The following is a 26,590-nucleotide window of genomic DNA, read 5'->3' as shown; positions in this document are numbered from 1 at the left end:
AAAGGAAAAGTCATAGTGTCCTTGACAAAGGGTACACTTTAATATGGATGTCAATTTTTCTACAGATTGCATCTGTTTGTAGCTGTGAATGTGTGGTTTCAGAAGGTATGGACATGTTTCCGTTTTGACAGGATATGTTTTCGCGAACGGGCACAAAGCTTGACATCAATCAGAAGGTATCGTGCCATGTTGAGATGGTATGCTTGATAAGCAAGAAACCTTGAGTTTATGCGGTATTTAGGTGGCTCTGATGGATAATGTGTCCGCAAATAGTTGTACCCATTGTTGTGAAATGAGTTCGTAGTTGGAGAAAGTAGAATTATATGAGAAAAAAAGACGGATTTCAATTTATTATGACCAGGAAATTATTGGTTGTGTATATTGTTTTTACAGTTCTTCTGGGACTATTTCTGTTTTTTGTCATAGGAGATATGGCTGGAAAATGTGCGGCATGCATTGTTTGTCCGATGATCATTGTATATTTGCTCTATGCGTATTGTAAAGAAAGCAAAGCAGATATGAAAGCTCATGAGACAAAAGCACAATATATGAATGGCAGCTATTTTGAAAGCCCTGAGTGGCATGAGAAATATGTAGCCTATCTCAATGAGCACACATTTGAGAAACCTAAATATCAAAGCATGAAACTGGATTTATTAAAAAGATTTCAAAGACGTGAATATCTTGTCAAAATGATATTGTCATTATTCCTAATGTTTTGTACCTTGTGTCTTATTCCTTTAGGGCGTTATTATATGGCTATCATAGGATTTTGCCTATTCGGATTCTTTTTTTTGCTAGAGTTTTCACTGTATATAGGAATGCCGGTACGGAAGTGGTTGAAGGGCGATATTGATTATGAGGAGCTTGAAGCGTCATATTTAAAAAGTAAGATGCTTTTCTATAAAACAAATGCATTAGCATTTGGAACTACACATTTACATGGATTCACAGAGAAAAAAATATATGCAATAGATTATCGGCTGGTGGAAGGAATATCAAGAAAAATAGTACGCCTTAAGAAGTATGAGGATGGAATTTATAATACTGAGGAGTATCAGCATTTTGCAGTTATTCATGTCAGATTGCCAAAAAGCGGAGATATTTATGATGTTGAGATCGAACTAAATGAGTTTCAGGTTCAAATGGCAATCGATAAGTTATCCGTCTATAAAATTGGTGAAGATTTGATGGAAAATCTTTCTGTAAATGAGCATAAAGAAAATGAGGCTGTAATATAGACAATAATAAAATGAGCAATTTTTTGATTCCTTTTTCAGGGTGAATAGTAAAATTGCTAAAGATATTAAGAAACCTTTTAAACTGGAAGGAATTACGAGAATTGATGATACGCCAGTTCATAAGGTTGTTCGAGAATCCTGGAAGTATCCGAACAGGCAAGAAACAGATGCTCCGTGGTGGCATCTCAGATCCTAGAAATAAGACATTGATGAAGATGTTTAATATGATTGGCATTGGAGAAAGAGCTGGTAGTGGTATCCTGGATATTTACCAGGTATGGGGAAATGAAGGTTGGGCTGTTCCTGTTGTTGAGGAAAGCTACAATCCAGATAGAACCCGTTTAACGCTTGAATTTGCGAAGAAACAAGCGGGTAAACCAAACGATAAAAAACAAACGACAAAAACGGAAATCCATAGAGAAAAAATACGAAATTTTTTAACTGAAAATGAATTGGCAAGTGCCAGAGCTATTTCGATGGTAATTGGACTGAGTGCAGAAAGAACCCGTGTAATATTAGCAAAGATGGAAGATGCTGAATCAGTTGGCGGAAATCGAAACAGAAAGTATAAATTGAGAACAGAAAAGCAGTTTGATAAGGAGCCCCCATGGACAGAAAAAACGAAGCCCTAAACTACCTGAAACAATACCCCAAAATGGATGAATACCTACATGGCTGCGGTTCCAATAAGCACAAGGTGTCAGGTGCAGATGAACGAGAGATGAACAGAACATGAATAAGTATGTTCATGTGCACCTGACACCGAGAAGCTTTCCAGATATCCCCATTGTCCTTCTATCAGGTAAATCCTGTCCAGACAAATGTCCTGTACAACAAGGCTTTGGAGTATGCGGACCTGTCCTGCGACGAGACCGTGTGGGATATGTACTGCGAGATAGGAACCATATCATTGTTCCTCGCACAGAAGGCAAAGAAGGTATACGGAGTGGAGATCGTTCCACAGGCTATAGATGACGCAAGACACAACGCCGAGATCAACGGGATCACAAATGCCGAGTTCTTCGTTGGCAAGGCAGAGGAAGTCGTTCCCGACATATACAAAAAAGGCGGCGACGGTTCCCATGCAGACATTGTTGTCGTGGATCCACCGCGAAAGGGCTGCGATCAGGTACTTCTGGACACTCTGGTCCACATGGCACCGGAGCGTATCGTCTACGTGAGCTGCGATCCGGCAACCCTGGCGAGGGATGTGAAGATACTTCAGGAGAAGGGGTATGAGGCGAAGAAGGTGGCGGTTGTTGACCAGTTTTGTCACAGCGGGCATGTGGAGACTATAATAGGGCTACGTCGTACAGATTCGTGAAAATCCTTGAATTTACGCACTTTTGCAGCTTTTTCAATTTCGGCAGAACCGATGTGAAAAGGAATAAAAAGCAGATAGTGGACAGAATTCATGTCGTTGTCGGCTATAGAGTCGACACGAGGGACACAATATTCTTTGATGAATAAAAGTGAATAAAATAGCCAATTTGGCAGGGATATTTAATTACAAAATATTGAATATCCCTGCCTTTTATTTTCTATTCAAGGAGGTGTCAATATGTTAAAGATAAGGCTTCAAGGGACAAAAAATGACATACGTTGGTTTGTACGTTTACTTCAGAGAGATAAGCGATTTGACGTGAATAATGTTTCAACTTTTTTCGATAATGTTGGAACAGATAAATATAAACGTGTGTATGCAGAAGTATCAAGAAAGAAAAAGGATTCTGGTAAGAAACCAAGTAACGTTATGCAGGTAGAAGAAAAATGTCACTATGTAGGAAGTGGCATGGTGATTCGATAGGGAATGGAGGTACAACGGTATGTGTAAAGTAATAGCAATCGTGAATCAAAAAGGTGGAGTAGCAAAGACTACGACAACAGTGAACTTAGGTATAGGTTTGGTAAGAGAAGGCAAGAAGGTACTACTTATAGATGCGGATAGTCAGGGATGAACTGCTTGACTTTGTTGACAGGAAAAAGATTGGTTTTATTCAGGGTGTTGATCTTTCGTATCTGAACGAGGAGCAGCAGCAGTGGATACTCGATATAATACTCGACAGGAATGTATTCCCCAATATAGAACAGTCAGCAAGACTAAAGGCATTTTGCCGGGAAAATATGCTTACACAGGAAGAAGTGAGGAACATCATGCTTCCGGAACAGGTGTCAGCGAAGTCGAGAAAAGTAACATTCAAGGCAGACAGATTGGATGACTACTTTGATGATGAATACACAGAAGAGAAGATTACAGAGGTTATAATAAGCCTTTTGGATGAATGGAAGAAAAGAGGTGAGAAGGCATGACAAACATCGTAAATACCGGTAATGCGTCGGTGGATGCACTGGCAGAAATGAACATCAGTGGAAATGTTACGCCGGTAAATTGGTATAAAACAATTTTGCGTGAAAATGGCAAGCCATACCTCCTCGCTATCTGTGTGTTGTCGGAAATCGTGTATTGGTATCGTCCTGTGGAAGTACGGGACGAGCATAGCGGCATGACAATTGATTACAGAAAAAAGTTTCGAGAGGATTTGCTACAGAAAACCTACAATGATTTTGCCGAGCAGTTTGGAGAATCACGGAGAAGTGTGAAGGCAGCGTTTGACAGATTAGAGGAAATCGGTGTGATCCGTCGTGAATTCCGTAACATAGAAACAAATAGCGGAATGGTCTTAAATAATGTCATGTATATTGATCTATGCGTTGATAGACTTTACACATGTACATATCTGAACATACCAGGAGATGACGAAGATGTAGAAAACACAGGGGAAGAAATACAAAAACAGGCTGAAAACCAAGCAAATAAGCCTGTTACAAAATTTTGTACCACCTCCTACAAAACTTTGTGGGACAAATACAAAGAATACTACAGAAAATACAGAGGAGATTACCTATCCTATCATTCCATCAGGCACAGGCGTGAAAACTGATGCGATGGATAGGATGGATGAAGTGCGCTCATTTATCAAAGACAATATTGATTATGACGTATTGCTTCAGTGCCATCCTACAGAGAAGATGGACATAAACGAATTGGTGGAGCTGATGGTTGAGACCATAGCGGTTAAACAGCCAGTAATCCGTATCAATAAATATGATTTCCCATATGATGTTGTTCGGAGCAGATTGGAGAAGATAGATTTTCATACGATGGAGTATGTGCTGCAATGCCTTCGCAACAATACTACAAAGATACGCAACATACGAAGCTATATGCTCACGACACTGTATAATGCTCCTGTAACATGTAGTAATTACTATAAAGCAGAAGTAAACCATGACTTCTATGGTAAGTAACGATTCATAGCTGCTGGAAACAGCAGTTGACTATATATTTTTCGCCTTCCTTTCCTTTTGAGGGGCAGGAGGCACACCTGCCTCTCGTTTTAAGGAGATTGCTGCAAGCATGATTCTTTGATATAATCAATGCAACAGTTTTACAAATCGGAATTTAGCGACGAGGTGAATAATATGGAAAAATGGGGAATGTTTGAATTTAATTCGCCTTATTTTGGAGAAATTATAGAGAAAATAAATGACGTGGTATTGCCAAACGATTACATAGAATTGATGAAAAAACATAATGGTGGTGAAGGCGATATTGGTGAAACCTGGCTTATATTATATCCGTTGGAAGAATTGCAAGAAATAAATGATGATTATGAAATTGAAGAAATTTTGCCGGGTCACATTATTATTGGCTCAAATGGTGGTGGTGAACTTTATGGAATTGATAATAAGGGAAACTACTTTAATGTACCAGTGCCAATAGATGAAGATGATGTTGCTTTGCTTGGAACGGAGATAGAATTACTTCCAGATAAAATTAATGCACTATGGGAGTAGATTCTGTTGTTGGTTATATGACGAACAGATCATAAGCTTTGAAGTTGTAGAGAGGATTAAATTATGGGATTACTTGATAAATTTAAAAGAGTTGAAAAGAAAGCGGATAATAGAAAATTTCCGTTTGAAGATAGTCCTGACACTGCCTGCATTACCTGCTACCATGTGTTGGAGGGGTATAAGCCTATATTATACGTTTCTCACGATGAGGACGGGTATTGGCAGTTTTTATGCGGCGAAAACCATAAGGAAGAAGATGCGAGAGTGGTTTCTTTAGGTGAAATTTTAAGCATAGATGAATCGATGAGGGATTTAGCAGTGTTAGATTACGGTCAATATGCAACCTCAGAAAGTGTTGAAGGTAATTGGACGGTAAAATATAAAAATTAGTAAATACCTAAGTTCGTCCAAATAATTTTACCGGGCAAAATGTAACGGAGGGTTACTATTATCTGTTATAAGTGTTATTTTTGTGATAGTAGGAATTATAATAGTTGATAATAAAGATAATTGATATTGAAGACAGATTTCCAGTTGAAAGAGTAAATAAACTGTTGAATGACAGAGAATAAACTTTGAAGTTTCACATGGGTTATTAGGAGAAAAAATGGAAAATATTTTAAGTGTTGAAGAAACGAAAACAAGATTAATATGTGAGTTGTCAACAGTAACTGGCTTTAAGTATTTAAAAAGTGGTATTTTGAAGAAAACAGTAAAAGACATTGTGTTTGAAATAAACTTTTTCTCGTCAAAATGGAATGCATCTGGGCAGAGTATTGAAGTAAATGCCGATTTGAGGATTATTTATAAAAAATACGGAAAATTACCAGTTGACAATGTAATAGCATCTATGAGTTATAATCCCAAAGATGGGTATTGGTATGATATATAAACGGAAAGTAAATTGCTTGAAACGAAGAATATATTAGAAAAAAGATTTCGAGATACTGCAATGGATTTGGTAAAAAGATTTGATGAAGATTATAATGCAGCTATACGATATCTTTTCTTTGAAGGGTTTGAAAAATATAATGTGTATCTTGACTTTGTGGCAGATAATTTAGGTCAGGAAATAATTAAAGATAAAGCACAACAAATATATGAGGGTTTATCTGACGAATGTAAAGAACAGGTTATTCAATATCAAAATGGGGCAAGGAATAAATCATGGATGTTAAATAGATGTAATTTAAAATATATTGTGGATAATAACTTGTTCCACTAAGAAGAAAGTAAAATCGGAATTTGATGAGGTATTGGTAGAATGGTAGAAGTTAAATTTTATGACAATGTCGCAGATGAACTTTTGAAGTTTGCAGTAATAATATCAAAAACAGACAACAAGTGGGTATTCTGTAAACACAAAGAAAGAGAGACTTATGAAGTGCCAGGCGGTCACAGAGAACCTGGAGAAAGTATTTTTGAAACAGCCAAAAGAGAATTACAAGAAGAAACAGGGGCAATTGATTTTAAAATTGAACCAATATGTGTGTATTCTGTTAAAGGAAAGACACGAGTAAATGAAAATATTGATGATGAAACTTTTGGAATGTTATTTATTGCAGACATTAGCTCATTCGTGGAATTACATTGTGAGATTGAGAAAATATTGATTTCAGATAAGTTAGTTGATAATTGGACATATCCTTTAATTCAACCTATATTGATTGAAGAAGCAAAAAAAAGAGGCTTTATATAAAAATCAAGATAAGCAACGGAAACTTTCAGTTTGCCAACTTGCCCTTTGAGAGAGGAGAAATCCTTTTCTCAAAGGGTTTTTTCTATTTATACGGATATTCGCAAACTACAAGATAAAGCCAAAACTTCATATACTCTAAGCACAAGGAGGTTGAGGTTTGGCTATGAACAACAGTTTAGCAGAAGTACACCCGGAGCTTGTTTCGGAGTGGTCGGAGAAGAACTTACCGCTTACACCTGATGACATTACTTTCGGTTCAAATAAAAAAGTATATTCTGTAAATTAGGACTTCGTATTTGTAACAGCTTTGCTGACTTCAGTGGAAAGCCGAGTTCTGATAATGATATTCAATTGATGGTTTATTCCATACGGGAATAAATCTTCATCAAATCTTTATTTTTTTCTGTTAGGTTATATTTCAGTAAGAAATGAAATATGGAAGGAAGGATAGTAAAGATGGAAATGATGTTGCAGACACAAAATCTATGTAAATATTTTAGAAAACAGAAAGCGGTAAATAATGTTTCACTTAATATCGAAAAGGAACAGATTTATGGACTGCTTGGACCGAATGGTGCGGGAAAATCTACCACATTGAAAATGTTGACTGGTATGATGAAACCAACTGCAGGAAAGATTTACTTTGATGGAAAACTTTTAGATAGGAAAGATTTATCAAAAATAGGAGCGTTAATTGAAAATCCGCCTATTTATGAAAATCTTTCCGCCAGAGAGAATTTGAAGGTAAGACAATTATTGCTTGGTACAGATGAAAACAGAATTGATGAGGTCTTGCAGATTGTATCACTTACAAACACCGGAAAGAAGAAAGCAGGACAGTTTTCTTTGGGGATGAAGCAAAGACTAGGCATTGCAATGGCATTGCTTGGAGAACCGGAACTTTTGATATTGGATGAACCTACGAATGGATTAGATCCAATAGGCATCGAGGAATTACGAGAGCTGATCCGGTCTTTTCCGGAACAGGGAATCACTGTAATTCTCTCCAGTCATATTCTCTCAGAGGTACAGTTACTTGCAGATAAAGTCGGGATTATTTCAGGTGGAATCTTAGGATACGAAGGAGCATTAAAGCAGGGAGATAATCTTGAAGATTTGTTTATGAATGTGGTAAGAAAAAACCAGAAAGCAGGTGAAATCCATGGTTAATATTATAAAAGCAGAACATCAAAAAGCCAAAAGAACCATGCGAAAAAAGTTTATCTGGGGATTTCCTCTTCTTACATTTGTCATGGCATTTATATTTACTCTTGGGATGACAAATGCTTATGCAGAAAGTGTTTGGAACTGGTGGTATACACTTTTGCTGCCGGGGATGATTGCTCTATTTTGTTATCTTTCTGTGGCGCAGGAGAAAAAGATAAAATACTATCATTTAATGACTATTCCCACAGACAGAAGAAAATTGTTGCTGGGGAAAATTATTTATATTGGGTACATGATTTTGTTTTCTAATGTGATTGTGTTTGCAGGAGCAACGCTTGGAGGCTTTCTTCTAACGACACATGTTCCAGTTGGAGGAGCGTTGATTGCAGTATTGTTTCTGACGGTTTCTGAGTTATGGGAGATTCCGGTAGCTTTATTTTTAAGTGAACGATTTGGAATGATTGTAAACCTGTTCGTCTGCCTATTTATTACCGTCAGCGGTGTGGTAATATCACAAACCAGAATCTGGTATGTACTTGTTTCTGCAATCCCTATGCGAATGATGTGCCCGTTGCTTCATGTTTTACCAAATGGACTTGCCGCAGAAGCAGGGAATCCTCTTTTGGATACGGGAGTCATTGTTCCGGGAATGTGTCTCTCAATCATCTGGTTTGTTTTTGTAACGGTTCTGTTTTTGAAATGGTTTGAGAGAAGAGAGGTGAAATAAGATGATTGGAAGATCTCTTAATGCAGACTTGCGAAAGATGAAAGGAACATCTGTGATTCTGGCACACTTACTGATTCCGATTATAACCAGCGTTATATTTTTAATATATTACTTTTTTTCACCATGGAATGAAAATATGAAAGTGATTGCATTTTATCAGGCAATAGGAGCAGGACTTCCGGTACTTATTGGAATTTTTACAGCAAGTGTGATGGAACAAGAACAAAATGCAGGTAATTTTCAAAACCTGTTGTCTTTACCAGATAAACTTACAGCATTTTTATCGAAACTGTTGATGCTACTGGTTTTGTGTCTGTGCTCTATCCTATTGACAGCAATCATATTCGGAATTGGATTTGGAAGAATCGCATCAAGCGATATCGAAATCATGAAAGGATGTATATTTGCAGCATTGCTGCTGTGGGGAAGCAGTGTTCCACTTTATCTGTGGCAGCTGATTCTGGCTTTTCAGTTTGGAAAAGGGGTATCCATTGGAGCAGGGATTATATCAGGACTAATTAGTGCATTGATGCTTACCGGACTTGGAGATTATGTGTGGAAATATGTATTTGTCTGCTGGACGGGTAGAGTACCATATACTTATCTGCAATCTGTATTGGGAGAAACTAGTGTAGGTGAATGGTTGTCATTCATACCAGGTTGCTTAATATTTACAGGGATTAGTATGGTATACTATTTTTGGTGGGTAAACCACTGGGAAGGAAACAGAATATCGGAATAGAATCGAGGGAAACTATGGCAAAAATACTGGCAGTTGATGATGAACCGGCAATTTTGGAAATGATAGAAAGCATTTTGAATAAGGATGGACATCTGGTTACCAAAGTAAGTAATCCACTAAAAATTAATATGGAAGAATTACATCGTTATGACCTGATTTTACTGGACATTATGATGCCTGGAATTGATGGCTTCGAATTATGCAAAAGAATCAGGGCACTTGTGGATTGTCCGATTTTGTTTCTTACCGCAAAAACGGAGGAAAAAAGTCTGGTGAACGGACTTTCGTTGGGAGCAGATGATTATATTTCAAAGCCATTTGGAGTGATGGAACTTCGGGCAAGGATCAATGCACATCTTAGAAGAGAGCACAGGGAACATTCTGTCCGGATGGTTTTGGGGAGGGTCTGTATTCAAATATCTCAAAAGAAACTATTGGTTGATGATAAGGAACTTCCTCTTACGAAAGCGGAGTACGAAATCTGTGAATTTCTGGCTAAAAACAGAGGACAGGTTTTCTCGAAAGAACAGATTTTAGAAGAGGTCTTTGGTTTTGACAGTGAGAGTGATGACAGTACCATTATCACGCATATCAAAAATATAAGAGCAAAATTTGCGGATTATGATTATACACCGATAAAAACAGTCTGGGGGATTGGATATAAATGGGAAGAGTAAAGAGAAGCAATGCACTCAGCTGGATTTTTATGAGATATGTACTGGTCATGCTTGGATCATTAGTAGGTTTGGTGATTGTTGCTTGGCTGCTGCTGTACCTTTTGATTAGTGTGGGCTGTATCTATCCGGCGAATTATGCAGAGCAAAAGATTAATGAAGCATATGATACGATTTTACGTGCGGATAAAGTAACTGCTGAGATGATTCCTGCACTTTGTGATTATGTAATCTTTTCAGAGAATGGAGAGAAAATAGGTGGAGATCTGTCAGAACAATACGAACAGATAGCATGGAATGTTGCAAAGTACGGAAACGCATCCGGGAAATATTTTTATAAAGTAATTGTAAGGGAAAATGAATATGTTGTATTGCAATATCGCCTGACACCTCAATATCATTCAGCTTTTTTGAGGGAGCATTTTATAGGACCACAGAATGTGATGAGTATTATGTCAGTGATTGGAGCGGTAGCGATTATCATCATTCCGTCCATACGTTTTGGAAAAAGAATCAAAAAGCAGATGCAGCCTGTATTAGACGCAATCAGACAAATAAAGGATCAAAATCTGGAATATGAGACATCCTGTTCCGGTATCAAAGAGTTTGATGACTGTTTATCGGCAATCGATGATATGCGAGATGCATTGCGAGAATCTTTAGAAAAGCAGTGGAAAACAGAGCAGGAAAAGAAACAACAGATGTCTGCTTTGGCGCATGATATTAAAACACCTCTTACGATTGTACGGGGAAATGCAGAACTACTTTCAGAGACTGAACTGACCACAGAACAGAAGAATAATATCACTTATGTTTTGAACGGCACAACACAGATACAAAGTTATGTAAAACAGTTGATAGATGTCACAAAATCATGGAATTGCAGTGATGTTACCTATACAACGGTGAGGTTAGAAGATTTTTTCGCAGATATAAAGGAACAGGCACTCGGACTGGTAGAAATCTATCACCAGAAAATAGATTGGAAGGCGGGACAAAGTGATAAAAAGGTAACGATTGCTTATGATCCAATGTTCCGGGCCGTAATGAATGTGATTCAGAATGCAGTGGAGCATACAAAAGAAAATGGAATCATTTATATTGACGCAAAGGAGCAGGATGGCCGGCTGACATTCATTGTGGAGGATAGCGGATCAGGATTTACAAAAGAAGCATTATTGCATGGCACAGAGCAGTTTTTTATGGATGACACAAGTAGAAATGGCGAAGCCCATTATGGGATGGGACTATTTTTTGCAAAAACTGTGGCTGAAAAATATGGTGGAGGTATTAAACTTTCAAATTCTGAAAATACAGGTGGGGCGAGGGTAGAAATATTTTTCCTGAGTAGTCAAGAAACAAGCTAAATAGACCGCAATTAAGCTATGTAAATATTATTAGTATACTGCTAATTGGAACGTTGTATCTCGCTAACAGACAAAAAGCGGAGTACGACAGAGATATGCGACTTCTACAGCAAATGATGGTAACTATAGGGATTGCCAATATGTCTGACTGTTGCGTTTATTATCTTGCTGGCAGTTCTAATATAGTTATCAAAGACCAAAATTCATTTGTTGAAGTATATTGAATCAAGGACAGATAATAATATAGCGTTATTTGTGTCGTTAAACAAACCACACAGTAGACTTACTGAAAGCGGTGTGGAGTTACGATTACGAGAAATGGGGAAGAAGTTAGGTGTAGAAAAGGTACACCCAAGGACTATGGCCACCAGAGCAATTGAGAAAGGTATGCCGATTGAACAGGTACAGAAAATTCTGGGACATGAGCAAATAGATACAACGTTCAGATATGCAATGGTTAATCAAAACAATGTGAAGCTATCGCATCGAAAATATATTTCATAGATTGACTTGTAACGCAAAAGACGTTACAATAAAAGAAAGATGGAGGTGTATTCTATGGGAAAAACAGCAACATTAAATATAAGAGTAAATCCAGATGTAAAAGAAAATGCAGAAAGAGTATTGGCACAATTAGGGATACCAATGGCTACTGCTATAGATATGTATTTAAAACAAATATCATTAGTAGGAGGAATTCCCTTTTCTATTGTATTACCAAAAGCAGCTAATTCAGTGAATGCAGATATGATGTCTGTTACACAGATTCATCAAAAGTTAGAAAAAGGATATGCCGATATAGAGAAAGGAAATGTTGAGGATGCAGCTAGTGCGTTTGTGGCATTTAGAGAGAGGCATTAATGAAGCAATATAAGGTAGAGATTACAAAAGAAGCTTTGCAGGATATGGAAGATATATACAATTATATTGCTATAGATTTGCTTGCTCCGGATAATGCAATGGGGCAATATAATCTCATTGCTGATGAAATACTTACATTAGACACTTTCCCAGAACGATTTAGGATTATGGATTCTGAGCCGGAAAAGAGAATGGAGTTGCGTAGAATGCTCGTCGATAATTATTCAGTGTTTTACATAATCCGTGACGAAAGGGTAATTGTAACGGATGTGTTATACACGGCATCTGATATAGAAGCACGTTTGAGAGGCGAGCTATAAAAGCACGCGTTTATTTGAATTTGTCGACTTGTTAATTTCCAATTTTTAGTGATAGGGAGATACACAATGAATGGTTTGATTATAAAGGTACTCAGCATAAGTATTGCGGTAGTAACCGTAGTATACTTGATTATTTATAAAGGAAATACCATGATTACAAAGATATTTAGCGTGTGTATTATAGCAGCAATGGTAATATACTGGATTGTTTATGAAAGAAATACAAGAAAGCGAAAAAAACAGGAATTACAGCGTGATGACTATTTATTTGCGAAAGAAAACGATTTGCCGTTACAGATAAATTGGAATGAGATAAATGACTTTTTGTCAGATTCCGGATATGGTGTAAATATGCCAATGGAGAATTGGTTTATGATGGATTGGGCGAGACAGCCCTGTGTGGAGAATGGTATAAAAGAAGGAAAGTTTTCTATGAAAGGGTTTCGAGTGTTACAAGCTTTAAGTAACGATATGAAACACATTTTTTATGATGTGAGGTTTAATTATGACCGTGGCCCGGATATAGAAGATAAAAATAGGAAGTACGAAGCCGTAAAAAAGGTGTTGGATACAAAATACGCCGGTTTGTCAGAAGAAGTACGGAAGAATATATATGACCAATTTGTTAAGATATATGAAAGAAAAATCTAATTATAATACAAAGGAGGAAGCTGTTGAGTTTTTAATGAATGAAACTAATCTTACATATGAAGAATGTTCTAAAGCCAACGATTTCCATATTAGGCTAAATAAGAAAAATTAATATACAATTCCAGTTTGTAGGGAACAACAGCTAAGACAATTTTATAATAAAACAGCGTCAGAGCATTTATGTGTAAAAGCATGAATGCTCTTTTTTGTCCTTTCATGGACAAAGAACAAGAAAGCAGCTTTTGGACAAATTGTCCAGAAGTTCAAATAAAAAAGAAGGAGGATACCTGATGTATAGCAAAAATGGTATTCCGTGGGTAAGACCACCCACACAGGACAGGAAGCATAGAGAAAATAATATCGGGAGGACAGAACAATGGTCGATGAATTGACGCAGGAGTCGTTCCAGACAGGAAAGGCGATTGTGACTGTCAGCATAGATCTGATTACTGCATGAAAAATAAATTTTGTTGAGGTTAAATTGAGATTGACTTTGTATTGTATAAGTATGAAATAAAAAGGAATCAGGTGATGTACAATGATAAAGCATAAAATATGTAAAATCCTTCTTGTTATACTGGCAATTTTTTTATGTGTGGCTTTTTATGAATTGCTCGGAATCTGCGTTGCATATAAAAAGCAGCCGGAAGTGTCCAATACAACCAAAAAAGAAACAAAAAATGGGTCATGGAACGAATGCAGTGAAAATACAGAACGGGCAGTAATCATAGAAAAGAATCCAGAAGCGCTTTTACAAAGAGTGCGTTTGATCAAGAATGCAAAAAAGGAAATTATTTTTTCTACTTTTGCATTTCAATCCGATGAAAGTGGAAAATTGATTTTAGGAGCACTGCATGATGCGGCAGACAGAGGTGTACATATTCGTCTGTTAGTAGATGGAATGGAGAGCTGGATTGATATGGAAGGAAATCCGTATTTCTATGGACTATCTTCCCATGAGAATGTTGAAATTAAACTGTATAATAAGGCCAATCCATTGAAACCGTGGAAAATGATGGGTAGAATGCATGATAAATATTTGATTGCAGATGGAAAGAGATATATTCTTGGGGGAAGAAATACACACAATTATTTCCTGGGTGATTTTCCGGGACATAAGAACTATGACAGAGACGTGTTAGTGGTTTGCGATGAACCTGAGAAAGAAAATTCAGTTAACCAGTTGTCAGAGTATTTTGAAACCATATGGAATCAGGAAGACAGTGGTTATTTTCATAACAATAAAAAACTGGCAAATAGAAAATCTGTAAAGAACGCAGTTTTAGAGCTGCAGAACAGCTATCAGAAATATTTTGAGGAGAATAAGGAAAGAATCTGCGAGACCGATTATACGGACGAAACTTTTGAGACAGAAAAGATTACATTAGTGTCAAATCCTATTCACACAGGTTCCAAAGAACCAGTAGTGTGGTATCAGTTGGGAGAATTGATGAAAAATGCAAAAAATCGTGTGAAGATCCACACGCCATATATTATCTGTAATGATATGATGTATAATACATTGGAGGAGATTGCAGAGAACGTTTCAGATTTTTCTATTATGACAAATTCAGTTGCGAATAATAGGAATCCATTTGGGTCTGCCGATTATGCGAAAAACAGAAATAGAATCTTAAGTACAGGAATTAATATCTGGGAATATGAAGGCGGTTATTCATACCACGGAAAAAGTATTCTGATTGACGATGATCTGTCTGTAATCGGTTCCTTTAATATGGACATGAGAAGTGCATATCTGGATACGGAACTGATGCTTGTAATACGCAGTAAAGATATTAATAAACAGTTGGAAGAGGGCATGATGGAATATGAAAGAGTGTCCCGACAGGTATTGGAAGATGGAACCTATCGTGATCCGTATCATGTAGAGCCAATTGAATTGACAAAGAAGCGTCAGAGAAACGTACTTTTGGTACAGCATCTGCTTGGATGGGCAAGATATCTGTTCTGATAAAGGAGGAAGAAGATCGTGTTTCAAATATTAATTGTAGAAGATGATAAAGAATTAAGCCAGCTATTCCAAAAAGTGCTTGAGAAGAATGGATATCAGGTCAAAAGTGCATCGGATGGAGCACAGGCATTAGAAGTATTGGATAAAGAGTATATTGATCTGATCATTTCCGATATTATGATGCCGGTTATGGATGGTTATGAACTGGTGTCGGAACTCCGTTCAGCAGGATATCAGATACCGGTACTTATGATCACTGCGAAAGGTTCCTTTGATGATATGCGCCAGGGATTTCTTTCAGGAAGTGACGATTATATGGTAAAACCGGTAAATGTGAATGAAATGGTTTTAAGAGTCGGAGCACTGCTTCGCCGTGCACAGATACTGAATGAACACAAAATTGTGATCGGTTCAACAGAGTTTGATTATGATGCAATGACGGTTACAACTGATAAGGAAAGTCTTGTTTTGCCTAAAAAAGAATTCCTGCTTTTATATAAGCTTGCAGCTTCGCCAGGCAGAACATTTACAAAACAACAGTTGATGGATGAAGTATGGGGATACGAGACGGAGGCAGACCCACATACGATAGAGGTACATATAGGAAGAATCAGAGAGCGTTTTAAAGATAACCCTGATTTTGAAATCGTAACAATGCGTGGAATTGGATACAAGGTGGTGAAAAAATAATGGAACAAAAGAAAGAAAAAGGATTGCGGATCCGATCCTGTCTGACTGGTGCAATCTGGCTGGCACTTGTATTTTCAACAGTCATATCTGCTTTATTATTTGCTTTTTTGAATCATTTTTTTAATCTGCCAGGCAGCATACCTGTGCTTGGTTGGCTTTTGATTTTCAATACATTGATTGCAGGGCTGATTACTTCCTTTATTAATGCAAAGTTGCTGGAACCAATTACCAGACTTAGTAAAGCAATGAAGGAAGTTTCTCAGGGAGATTTTGAACAGCATTTGGAAACTAACAGCCGTATAGCAGAAGTTGGAGAATCTTATCAAAGTTTTAACGTTATGACAAAAGAACTTCGTGCAACAGAGGTGCTGCAGATGGATTTTGTATCTAATGTTTCTCATGAGTTTAAGACCCCGATTAATGCAATTGAAGGATATACAATGCTGCTTCAGGGAGAAGAACTGTCTCCGGATCAAGAGGAATATGTAGAAAAAATCTTATTTAACACCCAAAGACTTTCCGGATTGGTTGGTAATATTTTGCTGTTATCCAAGTTAGAGAATCAGAATATACCAATGAAAAAAACAGAATATCGTCTGGATGAACAGATTCGCCAGGCATTTCTTTCATTGGAAACAAAATGGACAGAAAAAGAAATTGGTTTTCAGGTAGAATTGGAGGAAGTTAAATATACTGGGAATGAAGAACTTTTTATGCATATCTGGATAAATCTTTTGGATAATGCGATTAAGTTCAGCCCTTCAAAGGGGACAATTACGATGTTTCTGAAACAAGAACAGGATTCTGTTAAGTTCATTCTGGAAGATGAAGGACCAGGAATAGAGGATGATGTAAAATCCAGAATATTTGACAAGTTCTATCAGGTAGATGGATCTCATAAAGCAGAAGGAAATGGCCTAGGTCTTGCACTTGTAAAACGGATTGTAGATAGTGCCGGAGGAACAATCAAAGCAGAAAACCGTGAATATGGTGGATGCAGATTTGTTATAGAGCTGCCAAAGCAGAAAGATGAGATTATATAGTTTTAAGATAAATTAGAAGATGGGAGAATTTATATGACATTTTATCAGGAGTTGCAGTTAAATCAGGCAGGTTCTAAAAACCTGTTGAAAAAGAGTGAAACACTAAAAGAAAAATTATATCATATGTGGGTATATCTGGTGAAGATAGCTGTTACAATGGCATTTTGTTTTTTCTTTGTTAGTATTTTCAGCATCCTATTTGGAAATGAGAACAGCATTGTAGGTGTAGTAGTCTTATTATGTCTCATGGTGTTTAGAAATGCGGATCTGGGGATCCGCACCGGACAATCTACGGTGCTTTTGGCTTTGTTCTTTGTAATTATGACTGTATGTCCGCATTTAGCAAATCAGTCTTCACCGGTATTGGGAATGCTGTTAAATATTGCGGCACTGGCTGTGTTGATTCTGTTCGGATGCCATAATCCATTCATGTTTAATCAATCTACATTGGTTCTTGGGTATCTGCTGTTATATGGTTATGATGTTACGGGAAAAAGTTATCAGATGCGATTAGTCGGAATGGCTTTAGGTGCAGCACTTACCTGCTTCGTATTTTATCGAAATCATAAAAACAGAAATTATAAAAGAAATCTGAAAGATCTGATACAAGAATTTGATATCACTTCTTCCAGAACAAAATGGCAGATATGTCAGATTTTATGCGTACCGATTGTCATTTGCATTGCAGAACTTTGTAATATGCCACGTGCAATGTGGGCTGGTATTGCGGCCATGTCCGTGATTTTGCCGTTTATGGAAGATATGCACTACAGAGTCCGTAAAAGGATTGTCGGAAATATTGCAGGTGTTATATGTTTTACAGTATTATATTTTCTGCTTCCTTCGTCAATCTATGCATATATAGGAATTCTTGGTGGAATCGGTGTAGGATTTTCAGCACAATATGGCTGGCAGGCAGTATTTAACACATTTGGTGCTTTAGCCATTGCTACAGAGACTTATGGACTACAAGGAGCGGTTAGTCTTAGAGTGATTCAAAATGTTTATGGTGTTGTGTTTGCTTTAGCATTTTGTGTTATATTTTATTGGTTTATGTCTAAAAAAGATAGATATAAACAGTAAGTCAAACACACAAACTATGGAGTCTTTAGTCGGTTTAATAAAATTTTAGATAGAAAATAAATCATTATAAAAAGATCCTGTTCATACTATTATATATAGAACAGGATCTTTATTTACTTTATTTCGCCAGGAAATTGCTCTGAATCTCCATCGGCATATGATAAGCCTGGTATTCTGTATTATCCGTCATATTGTAGAGTGTATCATCTTGCAGCTCATAAAACAATATCCTTTCAGTGTCTTATATCTGGAAGTTTCCCCGACAACAATGTTCATCTGATCCATGATCTCAAATGGATCTCGGGTTCCATATTTCTTGATTAATTTCTTTGTTTCTGTATATATGTAAGTGTTTCATTTTTTACATTAACGTGAAAAATATGGACGTGAAAAAATAAAATGCTATAATAAAAAGAATTGAGACAAAGCAGATGAAAATCTGTGACACAAAGCTAAAGGGCTTGTAAAACGAAAATATTGAAATGTGTTTTAATCGAAAGAATAAGGAATTTGACGTATGCAAAAAACAAAATGTTATCTGGCCGCATTGGTGTCTGGTGTACTTTTAGTAACTGGTATTTTGGCTGGATATGGACAATCTAAAAAAACGATCACCTTACCGTGTATCTGTGGGAAAATCGTTTAATGAAAAATATTGCTCCTTATATCCATGAGCAGTTTCCAGATCAGGATATTGAATTTATTATTGGAAATAATGACACTGATTTATATAGCTATTTTAAAGAGCATGGTGAGTTGCCGATTGCATCTGGTATGAAAATAATTGTCAAAAACGAAGAAAACGGATTCTCATTAAAGGATATAACAATAAATGATAAAAAAATAGACACAGAAAAAGAATATTCCATTCTTCTTACGGATACGACAAAATCTATTTTGAAAAAAATTAATCCAAAATGTGCTATTGAGCAAATAGGGGATACAACATTATCTAGTGCATGGATTGCGGCCATGTCAAATGGGCAGCAACCGTCAGCACCAGAAGACTATATAGAGGTTGAAAAATAAAGTGCAAATAGAACAAGAGATAATTAAGAGAAAAAAAATAATAATGCCATTGTTTGTCATAATTTTCATTCTTTCAAGTTTTGTTTTTGTAAAGTTTCTGTTGAATAGGATGAATACATATATTGAGGTAAATGGAGAAATCAGTATGGAAGCTGTTGTCGAACAGATTCAACAGACCTATGATATGCAAGTGAGTGGATACTATAGACAGTTACATTTTGTTGAGGGCTATCTGTGTAAAGAGAAGAAAATATCCCTTGAAACAGAAAATAACCGAATCTTTTTTAATGCATGGGAAAAAGAATCTGAGAGTACACTTTTATTTCTACAGGAAAATGGAAAAGCTATAACCTCAGATGGAACAAAACTGAAAGTTGATATGCCTAGTAAGCTTTTGCTGGATTTGAGAAACGGATCTAATATTGGAAAATTGGTCGCTTTGGAATTTGAACAAGTGAAAAAAGACGGTTATTTGGTAGCAATTCCATGTCAGGAATATATGATTAATGGGGAAACTTATACAGCGATTGGAACAGTGTATGATCATTCGAAATTAGACTCCATGTTAAATCTTGGAGGATATGATGGAAGTGCATATCTCTTCATGTTGGATGATGATGGAAATATTACTTATACGAACCAGAAGGATGACATTTTTTTTCGAAATTATTCATTACTGAAACATTTGAAAAGTGATCATGCTATAACAGAAAAAGAGTTTGATTCTCTGAATAAAAAGATTGCGGGGGGAAAAAAGGGAGTAGAACTTATGGGGAAAGATGAGCCTTATTATTTGGGATATTGTCCGATAGAAAGCAACAATACGATGTTGATTTGTATTGTAAAAAAAGCGACAGTAGATAATGTGTTGAAAGAATACCAGAAAACGATTGGGCTTACTACAATGCTCATGACAGGATTTATACTCTTGCTTTTTGCTGGATTATTCTACAGTATTTCCAGATTCAGTATTGCAAATCAAAAAGTTAAATTTGAAAAAAGAAACAATGAGCTTCAGGCAATGGCCATAAGCGAAATGGAAGAAGCTAATAAAAATCTGAAAAAGGCTAAGAACATTGCTATTGAGGCTCTACAAACCGCTGAAAATGCAAATAAGGCAAAAACAGATTTTTTATCCAATATGTCGCATGATATTCGCACACCTATGAACGCAATCATTGGTATTATATCATTAATCAGACATAATGCCGGCGACAAAGAAAAAGTTATAGAGTATGCAGATAAAATAGCTATTTCTTCTCAGCATCTATTAGGAATTATTAATGATGTTTTGGATATGAGCAAGATTGAAGCTGGAAAAACAGTTTTCAAATATTCTGATTTTTCTATTCTGGATGCTATAGAAGAACTCAATACAATATTTCATTCACAGGCAAACGAAAAAAATCAGAGTTTTATAATCACAAAAGAAAACCTTAAACATGAGTGGGTAAATGGCGACAAGGTTCATCTGATGCAGATTTTCAGTAATCTGTTGTCTAATGCAATAAAGTACACACAGGAAGGTGGAATAATCCAGTTTATAGCAGAAGAAAGTGAGACAAACTCTTCTACATATGGAAAATATCATTTTATAGTCAGTGACAATGGTATGGGAATGTCTGCTGATTTTAAAGGAACTATCTTTGACGCGTTTACTCGTGCAGAAAGTTCCGTAACAAACAAAATACAGGGAACTGGTCTGGGAATGGCAATCACTAAAAATCTGGTTGAATCGATGGGGGGAACGATTGAGGTTGAAAGCGAACCAAATCGCGGAAGTAGTTTTGAAGTAATCTTAAATCTAAAAATTGTGGAGAACAGAGTAGTTTCTTCGACAGAACAGATAGAAATGCATGAGACAGATAGTGATATTCTGGATGGAATGCGCATCCTTTGTGCAGAGGATAATGAGTTGAATGCAGAAATTTTAATGGAATTATTAAAGCTTGAAGGTGCAGAGTGTACTATTTGTGAAAATGGCAAAAGGATTTTGGAAGCATTTGAACAGTCCGTGCCCGGTGAGTATGATATGATCTTGATGGATGTACAAATGCCTGTTATGAATGGTTATGAGGCAACGGAGGCAATACGTAGAAGTTCACATGAACAGGCAAAGACGATCCCGATTATTGCCATGACTGCCAATGCATTTTCAGAGGATATGCAGCACTCTCTCGCTGCTGGAATGAATGCTCATATTTCAAAACCAGTTGATATGAAGTTGCTGAAGAAAACCATAAGAAATATAAAACTTGGGAGGGAGGAAGCCCAATTTATTGATCAATAATCACTAAAGAGAAATAAGAAGGACAAGAAACAAAAAATACTCATTGTAGATGATTCAAAATTTAACACTTTTGGATATCAATACTCTGTGCAGATAAAAGCGAAGGTGGAAAATGGTAGCCAGATGTATAGTCTGAAACTGCATACATTGTGGTCTCCTATGAAGAAAGACGGATATATAGGAATCATTGGATATTTTGATGCTGTAAATTAAATATGTAGATTATTAATCATAGAGTGTATGGATTCAATCAATTCCATATATGCATTTTATAGGTGAAAGAGATTATTATACAAACATACTTGAACGTTTTAAAAATTGTTTTCGATAAGTCGGATTGTAAATTTTTGTGTTAATAAATTATGTGGAAAAGATACTCCGAGAATGACGTTTGGTAAATTGGTTTAACATGGTGGGATAAAGTAAAATATAATAATACATCTTTTGTTTACGTTTGAATGTATTGACAACACCCTATAGTGGATATAAAAAGGCATGTAGTCTTATTTAGCATTATAAGGATAATGAAAAGTGTCAACACTGTTGACATAATTATGATGGATGAACTATCTTAGAATTGTTTCCGCATGTACTATAATTAAGATGTCTTTAAAGATGAAGTCACAAGGGGGTAGGTGCATCTAGTACCGTGTTAATGTGCGCCTGATACTTTGAACTTGCAGAAAATACTTGGTCACTCCAAAATTGACACTACCATGCAGTACGCAATGGTGAATCAGGGTAATGTAAAAATGTCAAATCAAAAGTATATGATTCAGAAAGGAATTCTATGACTGATTTTGATAAACAAATGGAAATGGTGTTATATCATTCAGATGAAGGTGATGTATCAGTTGATGCATATATAGCGGATGAAAGCATTTGGGTATCTCAGAAAGGTATGTCTGAGATATTTGGGGTGGATAAGTCCGGAATAAGCAGACATTTGAAAAAATATTTGAAACAGGTAAATTAGATGAAAAAGTGGTTGTTGCAAAAATTGCAACAACCACGAGGCATGGAGCAATAGAAGGAAAGCGGACGTTGGATTATAGTTGATGAGAATATGAAGAAAGATTACTAATGAGACCAAGTGGACAGAAAAACCGAAGTCCTAAACTACCTGAAACAATACCCCAAGATGGCGAAATGGATGAATATATGCATTTGCTGTGGCTCAATGGGTTATAACCCGGATATGCCAGACAAGATTACTTCGAGAGATGGCAATGGGGAATATAATACTGTATTTTCAAGAAACATAAAGAAGTATTTTTCTCCACTGAGAGTAAATGACATGGGGATGTGCGCCATTTGTCAGAAATATTGGAGAAATAAATAAGTATTTGCAAAAGGAGACCTCTTATTTGAAAAAGAAAAAGGATGAAATAACCATCCGTTCCAGTGCAGCAGAATATTTAACCTATGTTGCCTCTATCGGTGGTCAGCAGGACAGTATTGAGATGCGCTATGAGGATGAGAATATATGGCTGACACAGAAGATGATGGCCACATTGTATGATGTGGATGTTCGTACAATCAATGAGCATATTAAGAAGATTTATTCCGACTCAGAGCTTGAGGAAGATTCAACTATCCGGAATTTCCGGATAGTTCAAACGGAAGGTTCCCGTCAGGTGACTCGTGATACAAAGCATTATAATCTCCAAATGATTATTGCGGTCGGATTCAAGGTTAATAATGAGCGAGCGGTGCAGTTCCGCAAGTGGGCCAATGGTATCGTGAAAGACTACACTATTAAAGGCTGGGTCATGGATGACGAACGTCTGAAAAATGGTGGCTCTGTGCTTACAGTAGAATACTTTGACCGCCTGCTTGAGCAGATTCGTGAGATCCGTCTCTCTGAGCGGAGATTTTATCAGAAAATAACGGACATCTATGCTACAGCTCTTGATTATGACCGAACAGCAAAAACAACAAAGCAGTTCTTTGCAAAGGTTCAAAACAAGATGCATTATGCAGTTCACGGACATACAGCAGCAGAGTTGATTTATGAGCGGGCTGATGCAGATAAGCCACACATGGGATTAACTACTTGGGCAGCAGCGCCGGAAGGCAAGATTGTAAAAAGTGATGTGAGTGTTGCGAAGAATTATCTTTCAGAGAAGGAAATGCGTTCATTAGAGCGTATTGTATCTGCTTATCTGGATTTGGCAGAGGATCGGGCGGAACGTCATATTCCAATGACGATGGAGGATTGGGCAAAGCGTTTGGATTTATTCTTGATGGCCGACGACAGAGATGTTCTTCAGGATGCAGGCAAAATCACTGCTGAGATTGCCAAGGCAAAAGCTGAAACTGAATTTGAAAAATATCGTGTTATTCAGGATAGGCTGTTCATGTCTGATTTTGATAAGTACATGTTGGAATTGGAAGAGAATGCGAAGAAGTAGCATGAAACCAGTGATGATGTGGATGGGTTCGGATGAGTAACTTCCAGACACAAATCGGTAATTCATAGAGTGCTGTCTTTTCATGTGAAGACCGTCTGCTTGCTAAGCAAGAAACCTTGAGTTTATGCGGTATTTAGGTGGTTCTGACGGATAATGTGTACGCGAATAGTTGTACCTATTGTTGTGAAATGAGTTCGTAGTTGGAGAAAATAGAATTATATGAGAAAAAATGACAAATTTCCATTCGCTATGACAAAGAAATCATTGGTTGTGTATATTGTTTTTACAGTTCTTATGGGACTATTTCTGTTTTTTGTCATAGGAGATATGGCTGGAAAATGTGCGGCATGCATTGTTTGTCCGATGCTCATTGCATATTTGCTCTATGCGTATTGCAAGGAAAGTAAAGCAGATACGAAAGCTCGTGAGATGAAAGCACAATATATGAATGGCAGTTATTTTGAAAGCCCTGAGTGGCATGAGAAATATGTAGCCTATCTCAATGAGCACACATTTGAGAAACCTAAATATCAAAGCATGAAACTGGATTTATTAAAAAGATTTCAAAGACGTGAATATCTTGTCAAAATGATATTGTCATTATTCCTAATGTTTTGTACCTTGTGTCTTATTCCTTTAGGGCGTTATTATATGGCTATCATAGGATTTTGCCTATTCGGATTCTTTTTTTTGCTAGAGTTTTCACTGTATATAGGAATGCCGGTACGGAAGTGGTTGAAGGGCGATATTGATTATGAGGAGCTTGAAGCGTCATATTTAAAAAGTCAAATGCTTTTCTATAAAACAAATGCTTTAGCATTTGGAACTACACATTTACATGGATTTACAGAGAAAAAAATATATGCAATAGATTATCGGTTGGTGGAAGGAATATCAAGAAAAATAGTACGTCTTAAGAAGTATGAGGATGGAATTTATAATACGGAGGAGTATCAGCATTTTGCAGTTATTCATGTCAGACTGCCAAGAAGCGGAAACATTTACGATGTTGAGATCGAACTAAATGAGTTTCAGGTTCAAATGGCAATTGATAAGTTATCCACTTGCAAAATTGGTGAAGATTTGATAGGAAATCTTTCTGTAAACGAGCATAAAGAAAATGAATAAAAAAAGAAACGAGTGAGCCGCTTGAGTAAAAACTGTACGGTTGTAAAACTCATTTTCTAGATACATTTTATAACAGAATTAGATGATTTGTCAATCCGAGTATTTGAAAACTTGTCCGCCGGAATATCGGATGTTCCGCGCAAATGCACAGATGGAAGAGAAATCCGCAGACTACCAACAAAAGAAGATTTGGAATAATTAGGAACAAAGTTATGACGAAATATTATTTGACAAAAATTATTTATAATGGATTAACTTATTTTTTTATATGGTATAGCAACGATGAAGATGGTTTCTTGCTTTTTAATCAACGGCTGTTAGTTTTTTCTAGTGTCGAAGAAGCAAATATATTTGCGGATAAGGAACATATTATTTTTGAAAAAGGAATAACAGTCTTTTATCTATCTAAAATTACCGAGTTAATAGATAATGTAGAAATATCGCAAAATTGTCAAAGTTTAATAGATACATGGCATTTATTTAGTGATTTATCAAAATCACTAAATGAAGAATTTGTAGGAGATTATAATGATGAAGAAATTGTTGATATTTATAATAAGTTATTCTATGGAAGTAATTTGAAACTTCTAAAAAATGAAGAATATCATCCTAGTTTTAATGTTGATGAAAAAAATAAATGTTTGGAGATTTTTCAAAGTGGGTTATCAATACTAAACAAATATCTTAATTATGATTTTCGTAAATAAAGATATTATTTTGTTAAATAAAGAATATTGTGGTGACGTAGCTTTTGTCATGAAGAAGAGTCCCTCTGAAAATGAGAGATACGTTACAACCTGTACCTGTGGCACACCGAGACGCAAGCGGATGTATCAAGTGGAGAAAATCGCGCTTGTGGATTTATTTCCGTGGACGGAACACACAGAAATGGTCTGCTTACTGTCGCGTAAAGTCCTAGTTTAAGTGGACTAGAGGGCTTTTTTGAAGATTATGTAACTGTGTTTTTGGCAGGAAAAAATGTTTATAGAATAAAGAAATTAAAGAAGGGGCAAAAATTTGTAGATGCAGCGATTGTCTGTTGGAATAGTATCGGTGATATTTGGTTGTCTGCGAACAGATGGACTCTTTGTTGGAAATGAGTTTGTAGTTGGAGGAAATAGAATTATATGGGGAGAAATGACAAATTTCCGTTTGCCATGACCAAGAAATCATTGGTTGTGTATATTGCTTCTATAGTGCTTATAGGACCGCTCCTGTTTTTTGTCAGAGGAGATATGGCTGGAAAATATGCGGCATGTATTGCTTGTCCGATGATCATTGTATATTTAATCTATGCCTATTGCAAGGAAAGCAAAGCAGATATGAAAGCCCAGGAGACGAAAGTGCAATATATGGATGGCAGCTATTTTGAAAGCTCTGAGTGGCATGAGAAATATGTGATCTATCTCAATGAGCACCATTTTGAGAAACCTAAATATCAAAGCATGGAAATGGATTTATTAAAAAGATTTCAAAGACGGGAATATCTTGTCAAAATGATATTGCCATTGTTTCTAATGTTTTGTACCTTGTGCCTTATTCCTTTAGGGCGTTATTATATGGCTATTATAGGACTTTGCCTGTTCGGATTCCTGTTTTGGCTAGAGTTTTCACTGTATATAGGAATGCCGGTA

Annotated in this window: 30 protein-coding genes and 4 pseudogenes; all 34 read left to right on the top strand. The window is 36.5% G+C overall.

Going from position 1 to position 26,590, the window contains the following annotated elements; genetic code table 11:
* The first annotated feature begins 323 nt into the window (after nt 1-323).
* The gene (locus tag DWW60_RS12820) at nt 324-1,241 is read left to right on the top strand and encodes a hypothetical protein (RefSeq protein ID WP_117875518.1); all 918 of its coding nucleotides are present in this window, start codon (nt 324-326) and stop codon (nt 1,239-1,241) included.
* A gap of 53 nt (nt 1,242-1,294) precedes the next feature.
* On the top strand, nt 1,295-1,873 hold the full coding sequence (locus DWW60_RS13545; protein ID WP_199414466.1) for an ATP-binding protein: 579 nt from the start codon (nt 1,295-1,297) through the stop codon (nt 1,871-1,873).
* A gap of 140 nt (nt 1,874-2,013) precedes the next feature.
* Nucleotides 2,014-2,565: pseudogene (gene rlmD, locus DWW60_RS12810) on the top strand (23S rRNA (uracil(1939)-C(5))-methyltransferase RlmD); the annotation flags it as partial.
* A 237-nt stretch (nt 2,566-2,802) separates the two neighbouring features.
* Complete coding sequence (locus DWW60_RS12805; protein ID WP_008402103.1) at nt 2,803-3,048, top strand: hypothetical protein; 246 nt, start codon at nt 2,803-2,805, stop codon at nt 3,046-3,048.
* Nucleotides 3,049-3,067: 19 nt separating this feature from the next.
* Nucleotides 3,068-3,196: pseudogene (locus tag DWW60_RS12800) on the top strand (ParA family protein); the annotation flags it as partial.
* Entirely contained in the window at nt 3,180-3,551 is a 372-nt protein-coding gene (locus tag DWW60_RS12795; RefSeq protein WP_243002967.1) for a hypothetical protein, read from the top strand. The pseudogene DWW60_RS12800 and the gene DWW60_RS12795, both read left to right, overlap by 17 nt.
* Entirely contained in the window at nt 3,548-4,183 is a 636-nt protein-coding gene (locus DWW60_RS13740) for a hypothetical protein (RefSeq protein ID WP_243002966.1), read from the top strand. The genes DWW60_RS12795 and DWW60_RS13740 overlap by 4 nt, the downstream gene beginning before the upstream one ends.
* 4 nt (nt 4,184-4,187) lie before the next feature.
* Nucleotides 4,188-4,550: a DUF6017 domain-containing protein gene (locus DWW60_RS13735; protein ID WP_243002965.1), complete on the top strand. Its 363-nt coding sequence runs from the start codon at nt 4,188-4,190 to the stop codon at nt 4,548-4,550.
* Nucleotides 4,551-4,724: 174 nt separating this feature from the next.
* On the top strand, nt 4,725-5,099 hold the full coding sequence (locus DWW60_RS12785) for an SMI1/KNR4 family protein (RefSeq protein WP_015534763.1): 375 nt from the start codon (nt 4,725-4,727) through the stop codon (nt 5,097-5,099).
* A 63-nt stretch (nt 5,100-5,162) separates the two neighbouring features.
* Nucleotides 5,163-5,489 (top strand): hypothetical protein, encoded by a 327-nt coding sequence (locus tag DWW60_RS12780; protein ID WP_117807256.1) that lies wholly within the window; start codon nt 5,163-5,165, stop codon nt 5,487-5,489.
* A 217-nt stretch (nt 5,490-5,706) separates the two neighbouring features.
* The gene (locus tag DWW60_RS12770; protein ID WP_117875517.1) at nt 5,707-5,991 is read left to right on the top strand and encodes a hypothetical protein; all 285 of its coding nucleotides are present in this window, start codon (nt 5,707-5,709) and stop codon (nt 5,989-5,991) included.
* 12 nt (nt 5,992-6,003) lie between these two features.
* On the top strand, nt 6,004-6,324 hold the full coding sequence (locus DWW60_RS12765) for a hypothetical protein (RefSeq protein WP_117875516.1): 321 nt from the start codon (nt 6,004-6,006) through the stop codon (nt 6,322-6,324).
* Between the two features lie 39 nt (nt 6,325-6,363).
* Nucleotides 6,364-6,798, top strand: coding sequence for an NUDIX hydrolase (locus DWW60_RS12760; RefSeq protein WP_008402203.1), 435 nt, complete (start codon nt 6,364-6,366; stop codon nt 6,796-6,798).
* Between the two features lie 163 nt (nt 6,799-6,961).
* Nucleotides 6,962-7,084: a zinc-ribbon domain-containing protein gene (locus DWW60_RS12755; protein WP_243002964.1), complete on the top strand. Its 123-nt coding sequence runs from the start codon at nt 6,962-6,964 to the stop codon at nt 7,082-7,084.
* Nucleotides 7,085-7,254: 170 nt separating this feature from the next.
* The gene (locus DWW60_RS12750) at nt 7,255-7,968 is read left to right on the top strand and encodes a lantibiotic protection ABC transporter ATP-binding protein (RefSeq protein ID WP_117854318.1); all 714 of its coding nucleotides are present in this window, start codon (nt 7,255-7,257) and stop codon (nt 7,966-7,968) included.
* Nucleotides 7,961-8,692 carry a lantibiotic immunity ABC transporter MutE/EpiE family permease subunit gene (locus DWW60_RS12745; protein WP_004853398.1) on the top strand — a complete coding sequence of 244 codons (732 nt, stop codon included), beginning with the start codon at nt 7,961-7,963 and terminating at the stop codon, nt 8,690-8,692. The genes DWW60_RS12750 and DWW60_RS12745 overlap by 8 nt, the downstream gene beginning before the upstream one ends.
* Before the next feature lies 1 nt (nt 8,693).
* Nucleotides 8,694-9,434: a lantibiotic immunity ABC transporter MutG family permease subunit gene (locus DWW60_RS12740; protein ID WP_021737750.1), complete on the top strand. Its 741-nt coding sequence runs from the start codon at nt 8,694-8,696 to the stop codon at nt 9,432-9,434.
* 14 nt (nt 9,435-9,448) lie between these two features.
* Entirely contained in the window at nt 9,449-10,111 is a 663-nt protein-coding gene (locus DWW60_RS12735) for a response regulator transcription factor (protein WP_117875515.1), read from the top strand.
* Nucleotides 10,099-11,475: a sensor histidine kinase gene (locus DWW60_RS12730; protein ID WP_055145201.1), complete on the top strand. Its 1,377-nt coding sequence runs from the start codon at nt 10,099-10,101 to the stop codon at nt 11,473-11,475. Before DWW60_RS12735 ends, DWW60_RS12730 begins: the two co-directional genes overlap by 13 nt.
* Before the next feature lie 189 nt (nt 11,476-11,664).
* Nucleotides 11,665-11,979, top strand: a pseudogene (locus DWW60_RS12725) (tyrosine-type recombinase/integrase); the annotation flags it as partial.
* 54 nt (nt 11,980-12,033) lie between these two features.
* Complete coding sequence (locus DWW60_RS12720) at nt 12,034-12,336, top strand: type II toxin-antitoxin system RelB/DinJ family antitoxin (RefSeq protein WP_186814605.1); 303 nt, start codon at nt 12,034-12,036, stop codon at nt 12,334-12,336.
* Nucleotides 12,336-12,656, top strand: coding sequence for a type II toxin-antitoxin system RelE/ParE family toxin (locus tag DWW60_RS12715; RefSeq protein WP_004851526.1), 321 nt, complete (start codon nt 12,336-12,338; stop codon nt 12,654-12,656). Before DWW60_RS12720 ends, DWW60_RS12715 begins: the two co-directional genes overlap by 1 nt.
* 66 nt (nt 12,657-12,722) lie before the next feature.
* Nucleotides 12,723-13,307 carry a hypothetical protein gene (locus DWW60_RS12710; protein WP_004851524.1) on the top strand — a complete coding sequence of 195 codons (585 nt, stop codon included), beginning with the start codon at nt 12,723-12,725 and terminating at the stop codon, nt 13,305-13,307.
* Nucleotides 13,308-13,845: 538 nt separating this feature from the next.
* Nucleotides 13,846-15,279, top strand: a complete 1,434-nt coding sequence (locus tag DWW60_RS12700) for a phospholipase D family protein (protein WP_117875514.1) — start codon at nt 13,846-13,848, stop codon at nt 15,277-15,279.
* An 18-nt stretch (nt 15,280-15,297) separates the two neighbouring features.
* A complete protein-coding gene (locus DWW60_RS12695) occupies nt 15,298-15,969 on the top strand; it encodes a response regulator transcription factor (protein WP_003698938.1) in 672 nt (223 codons plus the stop codon).
* Complete coding sequence (locus DWW60_RS12690) at nt 15,969-17,012, top strand: HAMP domain-containing sensor histidine kinase (protein ID WP_055145211.1); 1,044 nt, start codon at nt 15,969-15,971, stop codon at nt 17,010-17,012. Before DWW60_RS12695 ends, DWW60_RS12690 begins: the two co-directional genes overlap by 1 nt.
* 33 nt (nt 17,013-17,045) lie before the next feature.
* Complete coding sequence (locus tag DWW60_RS12685) at nt 17,046-18,095, top strand: FUSC family protein (RefSeq protein ID WP_117875513.1); 1,050 nt, start codon at nt 17,046-17,048, stop codon at nt 18,093-18,095.
* Between the two features lie 645 nt (nt 18,096-18,740).
* Nucleotides 18,741-19,124, top strand: a complete 384-nt coding sequence (locus DWW60_RS12680; protein WP_243002963.1) for a hypothetical protein — start codon at nt 18,741-18,743, stop codon at nt 19,122-19,124.
* Nucleotides 19,125-19,269: 145 nt separating this feature from the next.
* Nucleotides 19,270-21,414 carry an ATP-binding protein gene (locus DWW60_RS12675; RefSeq protein WP_199414465.1) on the top strand — a complete coding sequence of 715 codons (2,145 nt, stop codon included), beginning with the start codon at nt 19,270-19,272 and terminating at the stop codon, nt 21,412-21,414.
* 790 nt (nt 21,415-22,204) lie between these two features.
* Nucleotides 22,205-22,390 (top strand): hypothetical protein, encoded by a 186-nt coding sequence (locus DWW60_RS13540; RefSeq protein WP_199414464.1) that lies wholly within the window; start codon nt 22,205-22,207, stop codon nt 22,388-22,390.
* Nucleotides 22,391-22,781: 391 nt separating this feature from the next.
* Complete coding sequence (locus DWW60_RS12660) at nt 22,782-23,828, top strand: virulence RhuM family protein (RefSeq protein WP_055224462.1); 1,047 nt, start codon at nt 22,782-22,784, stop codon at nt 23,826-23,828.
* A 219-nt stretch (nt 23,829-24,047) separates the two neighbouring features.
* Entirely contained in the window at nt 24,048-24,956 is a 909-nt protein-coding gene (locus DWW60_RS12655) for a hypothetical protein (RefSeq protein ID WP_117875511.1), read from the top strand.
* 212 nt (nt 24,957-25,168) lie between these two features.
* Complete coding sequence (locus DWW60_RS12650; RefSeq protein ID WP_021984481.1) at nt 25,169-25,663, top strand: hypothetical protein; 495 nt, start codon at nt 25,169-25,171, stop codon at nt 25,661-25,663.
* 420 nt (nt 25,664-26,083) lie between these two features.
* Nucleotides 26,084-26,590, top strand: a pseudogene (locus DWW60_RS12645) (hypothetical protein); the annotation flags it as partial.

This window comes from Coprococcus sp. AF16-22 (assembly GCF_003461545.1).
GTDB lineage: Bacteria > Bacillota > Clostridia > Lachnospirales > Lachnospiraceae > Coprococcus > Coprococcus aceti.
The sequence above is the reverse complement of the archived record's forward strand: the minus strand, read 5'-3'. Positions and strand labels throughout refer to the sequence as shown.

What these genes read in the sequence shown, in the direction of transcription:
- DWW60_RS12720 (WP_186814605.1), top strand. Translation starts at nt 12,034, where the DNA reads ATGGGAAAAACAGCAACATTAAATATAAGAGTAAATCCAGATGTAAAA.
- DWW60_RS12690 (WP_055145211.1), top strand. Translation starts at nt 15,969, where the DNA reads ATGGAACAAAAGAAAGAAAAAGGATTGCGGATCCGATCCTGTCTGACT.
- DWW60_RS12795 (WP_243002967.1), top strand. Translation starts at nt 3,180, where the DNA reads ATGCGGATAGTCAGGGATGAACTGCTTGACTTTGTTGACAGGAAAAAG.
- DWW60_RS13735 (WP_243002965.1), top strand. Translation starts at nt 4,188, where the DNA reads ATGGATAGGATGGATGAAGTGCGCTCATTTATCAAAGACAATATTGAT.
- DWW60_RS12655 (WP_117875511.1), top strand. Translation starts at nt 24,048, where the DNA reads ATGAGAAAAAATGACAAATTTCCATTCGCTATGACAAAGAAATCATTG.
- DWW60_RS12785 (WP_015534763.1), top strand. Translation starts at nt 4,725, where the DNA reads ATGGAAAAATGGGGAATGTTTGAATTTAATTCGCCTTATTTTGGAGAA.
- DWW60_RS12700 (WP_117875514.1), top strand. Translation starts at nt 13,846, where the DNA reads ATGATAAAGCATAAAATATGTAAAATCCTTCTTGTTATACTGGCAATT.
- DWW60_RS12755 (WP_243002964.1), top strand. Translation starts at nt 6,962, where the DNA reads ATGAACAACAGTTTAGCAGAAGTACACCCGGAGCTTGTTTCGGAGTGG.
- DWW60_RS12740 (WP_021737750.1), top strand. Translation starts at nt 8,694, where the DNA reads ATGATTGGAAGATCTCTTAATGCAGACTTGCGAAAGATGAAAGGAACA.
- DWW60_RS12715 (WP_004851526.1), top strand. Translation starts at nt 12,336, where the DNA reads ATGAAGCAATATAAGGTAGAGATTACAAAAGAAGCTTTGCAGGATATG.
- DWW60_RS12685 (WP_117875513.1), top strand. Translation starts at nt 17,046, where the DNA reads ATGACATTTTATCAGGAGTTGCAGTTAAATCAGGCAGGTTCTAAAAAC.
- DWW60_RS13540 (WP_199414464.1), top strand. Translation starts at nt 22,205, where the DNA reads ATGACTGATTTTGATAAACAAATGGAAATGGTGTTATATCATTCAGAT.
- DWW60_RS12730 (WP_055145201.1), top strand. Translation starts at nt 10,099, where the DNA reads ATGGGAAGAGTAAAGAGAAGCAATGCACTCAGCTGGATTTTTATGAGA.
- DWW60_RS12650 (WP_021984481.1), top strand. Translation starts at nt 25,169, where the DNA reads ATGACGAAATATTATTTGACAAAAATTATTTATAATGGATTAACTTAT.
- DWW60_RS12770 (WP_117875517.1), top strand. Translation starts at nt 5,707, where the DNA reads ATGGAAAATATTTTAAGTGTTGAAGAAACGAAAACAAGATTAATATGT.
- DWW60_RS12745 (WP_004853398.1), top strand. Translation starts at nt 7,961, where the DNA reads ATGGTTAATATTATAAAAGCAGAACATCAAAAAGCCAAAAGAACCATG.
- DWW60_RS12750 (WP_117854318.1), top strand. Translation starts at nt 7,255, where the DNA reads ATGGAAATGATGTTGCAGACACAAAATCTATGTAAATATTTTAGAAAA.
- DWW60_RS12680 (WP_243002963.1), top strand. Translation starts at nt 18,741, where the DNA reads ATGAAAAATATTGCTCCTTATATCCATGAGCAGTTTCCAGATCAGGAT.
- DWW60_RS12760 (WP_008402203.1), top strand. Translation starts at nt 6,364, where the DNA reads ATGGTAGAAGTTAAATTTTATGACAATGTCGCAGATGAACTTTTGAAG.
- DWW60_RS13740 (WP_243002966.1), top strand. Translation starts at nt 3,548, where the DNA reads ATGACAAACATCGTAAATACCGGTAATGCGTCGGTGGATGCACTGGCA.
- DWW60_RS12735 (WP_117875515.1), top strand. Translation starts at nt 9,449, where the DNA reads ATGGCAAAAATACTGGCAGTTGATGATGAACCGGCAATTTTGGAAATG.
- DWW60_RS12780 (WP_117807256.1), top strand. Translation starts at nt 5,163, where the DNA reads ATGGGATTACTTGATAAATTTAAAAGAGTTGAAAAGAAAGCGGATAAT.
- DWW60_RS12805 (WP_008402103.1), top strand. Translation starts at nt 2,803, where the DNA reads ATGTTAAAGATAAGGCTTCAAGGGACAAAAAATGACATACGTTGGTTT.
- DWW60_RS12820 (WP_117875518.1), top strand. Translation starts at nt 324, where the DNA reads ATGAGAAAAAAAGACGGATTTCAATTTATTATGACCAGGAAATTATTG.
- DWW60_RS12675 (WP_199414465.1), top strand. Translation starts at nt 19,270, where the DNA reads ATGGAAGCTGTTGTCGAACAGATTCAACAGACCTATGATATGCAAGTG.
- DWW60_RS12710 (WP_004851524.1), top strand. Translation starts at nt 12,723, where the DNA reads ATGAATGGTTTGATTATAAAGGTACTCAGCATAAGTATTGCGGTAGTA.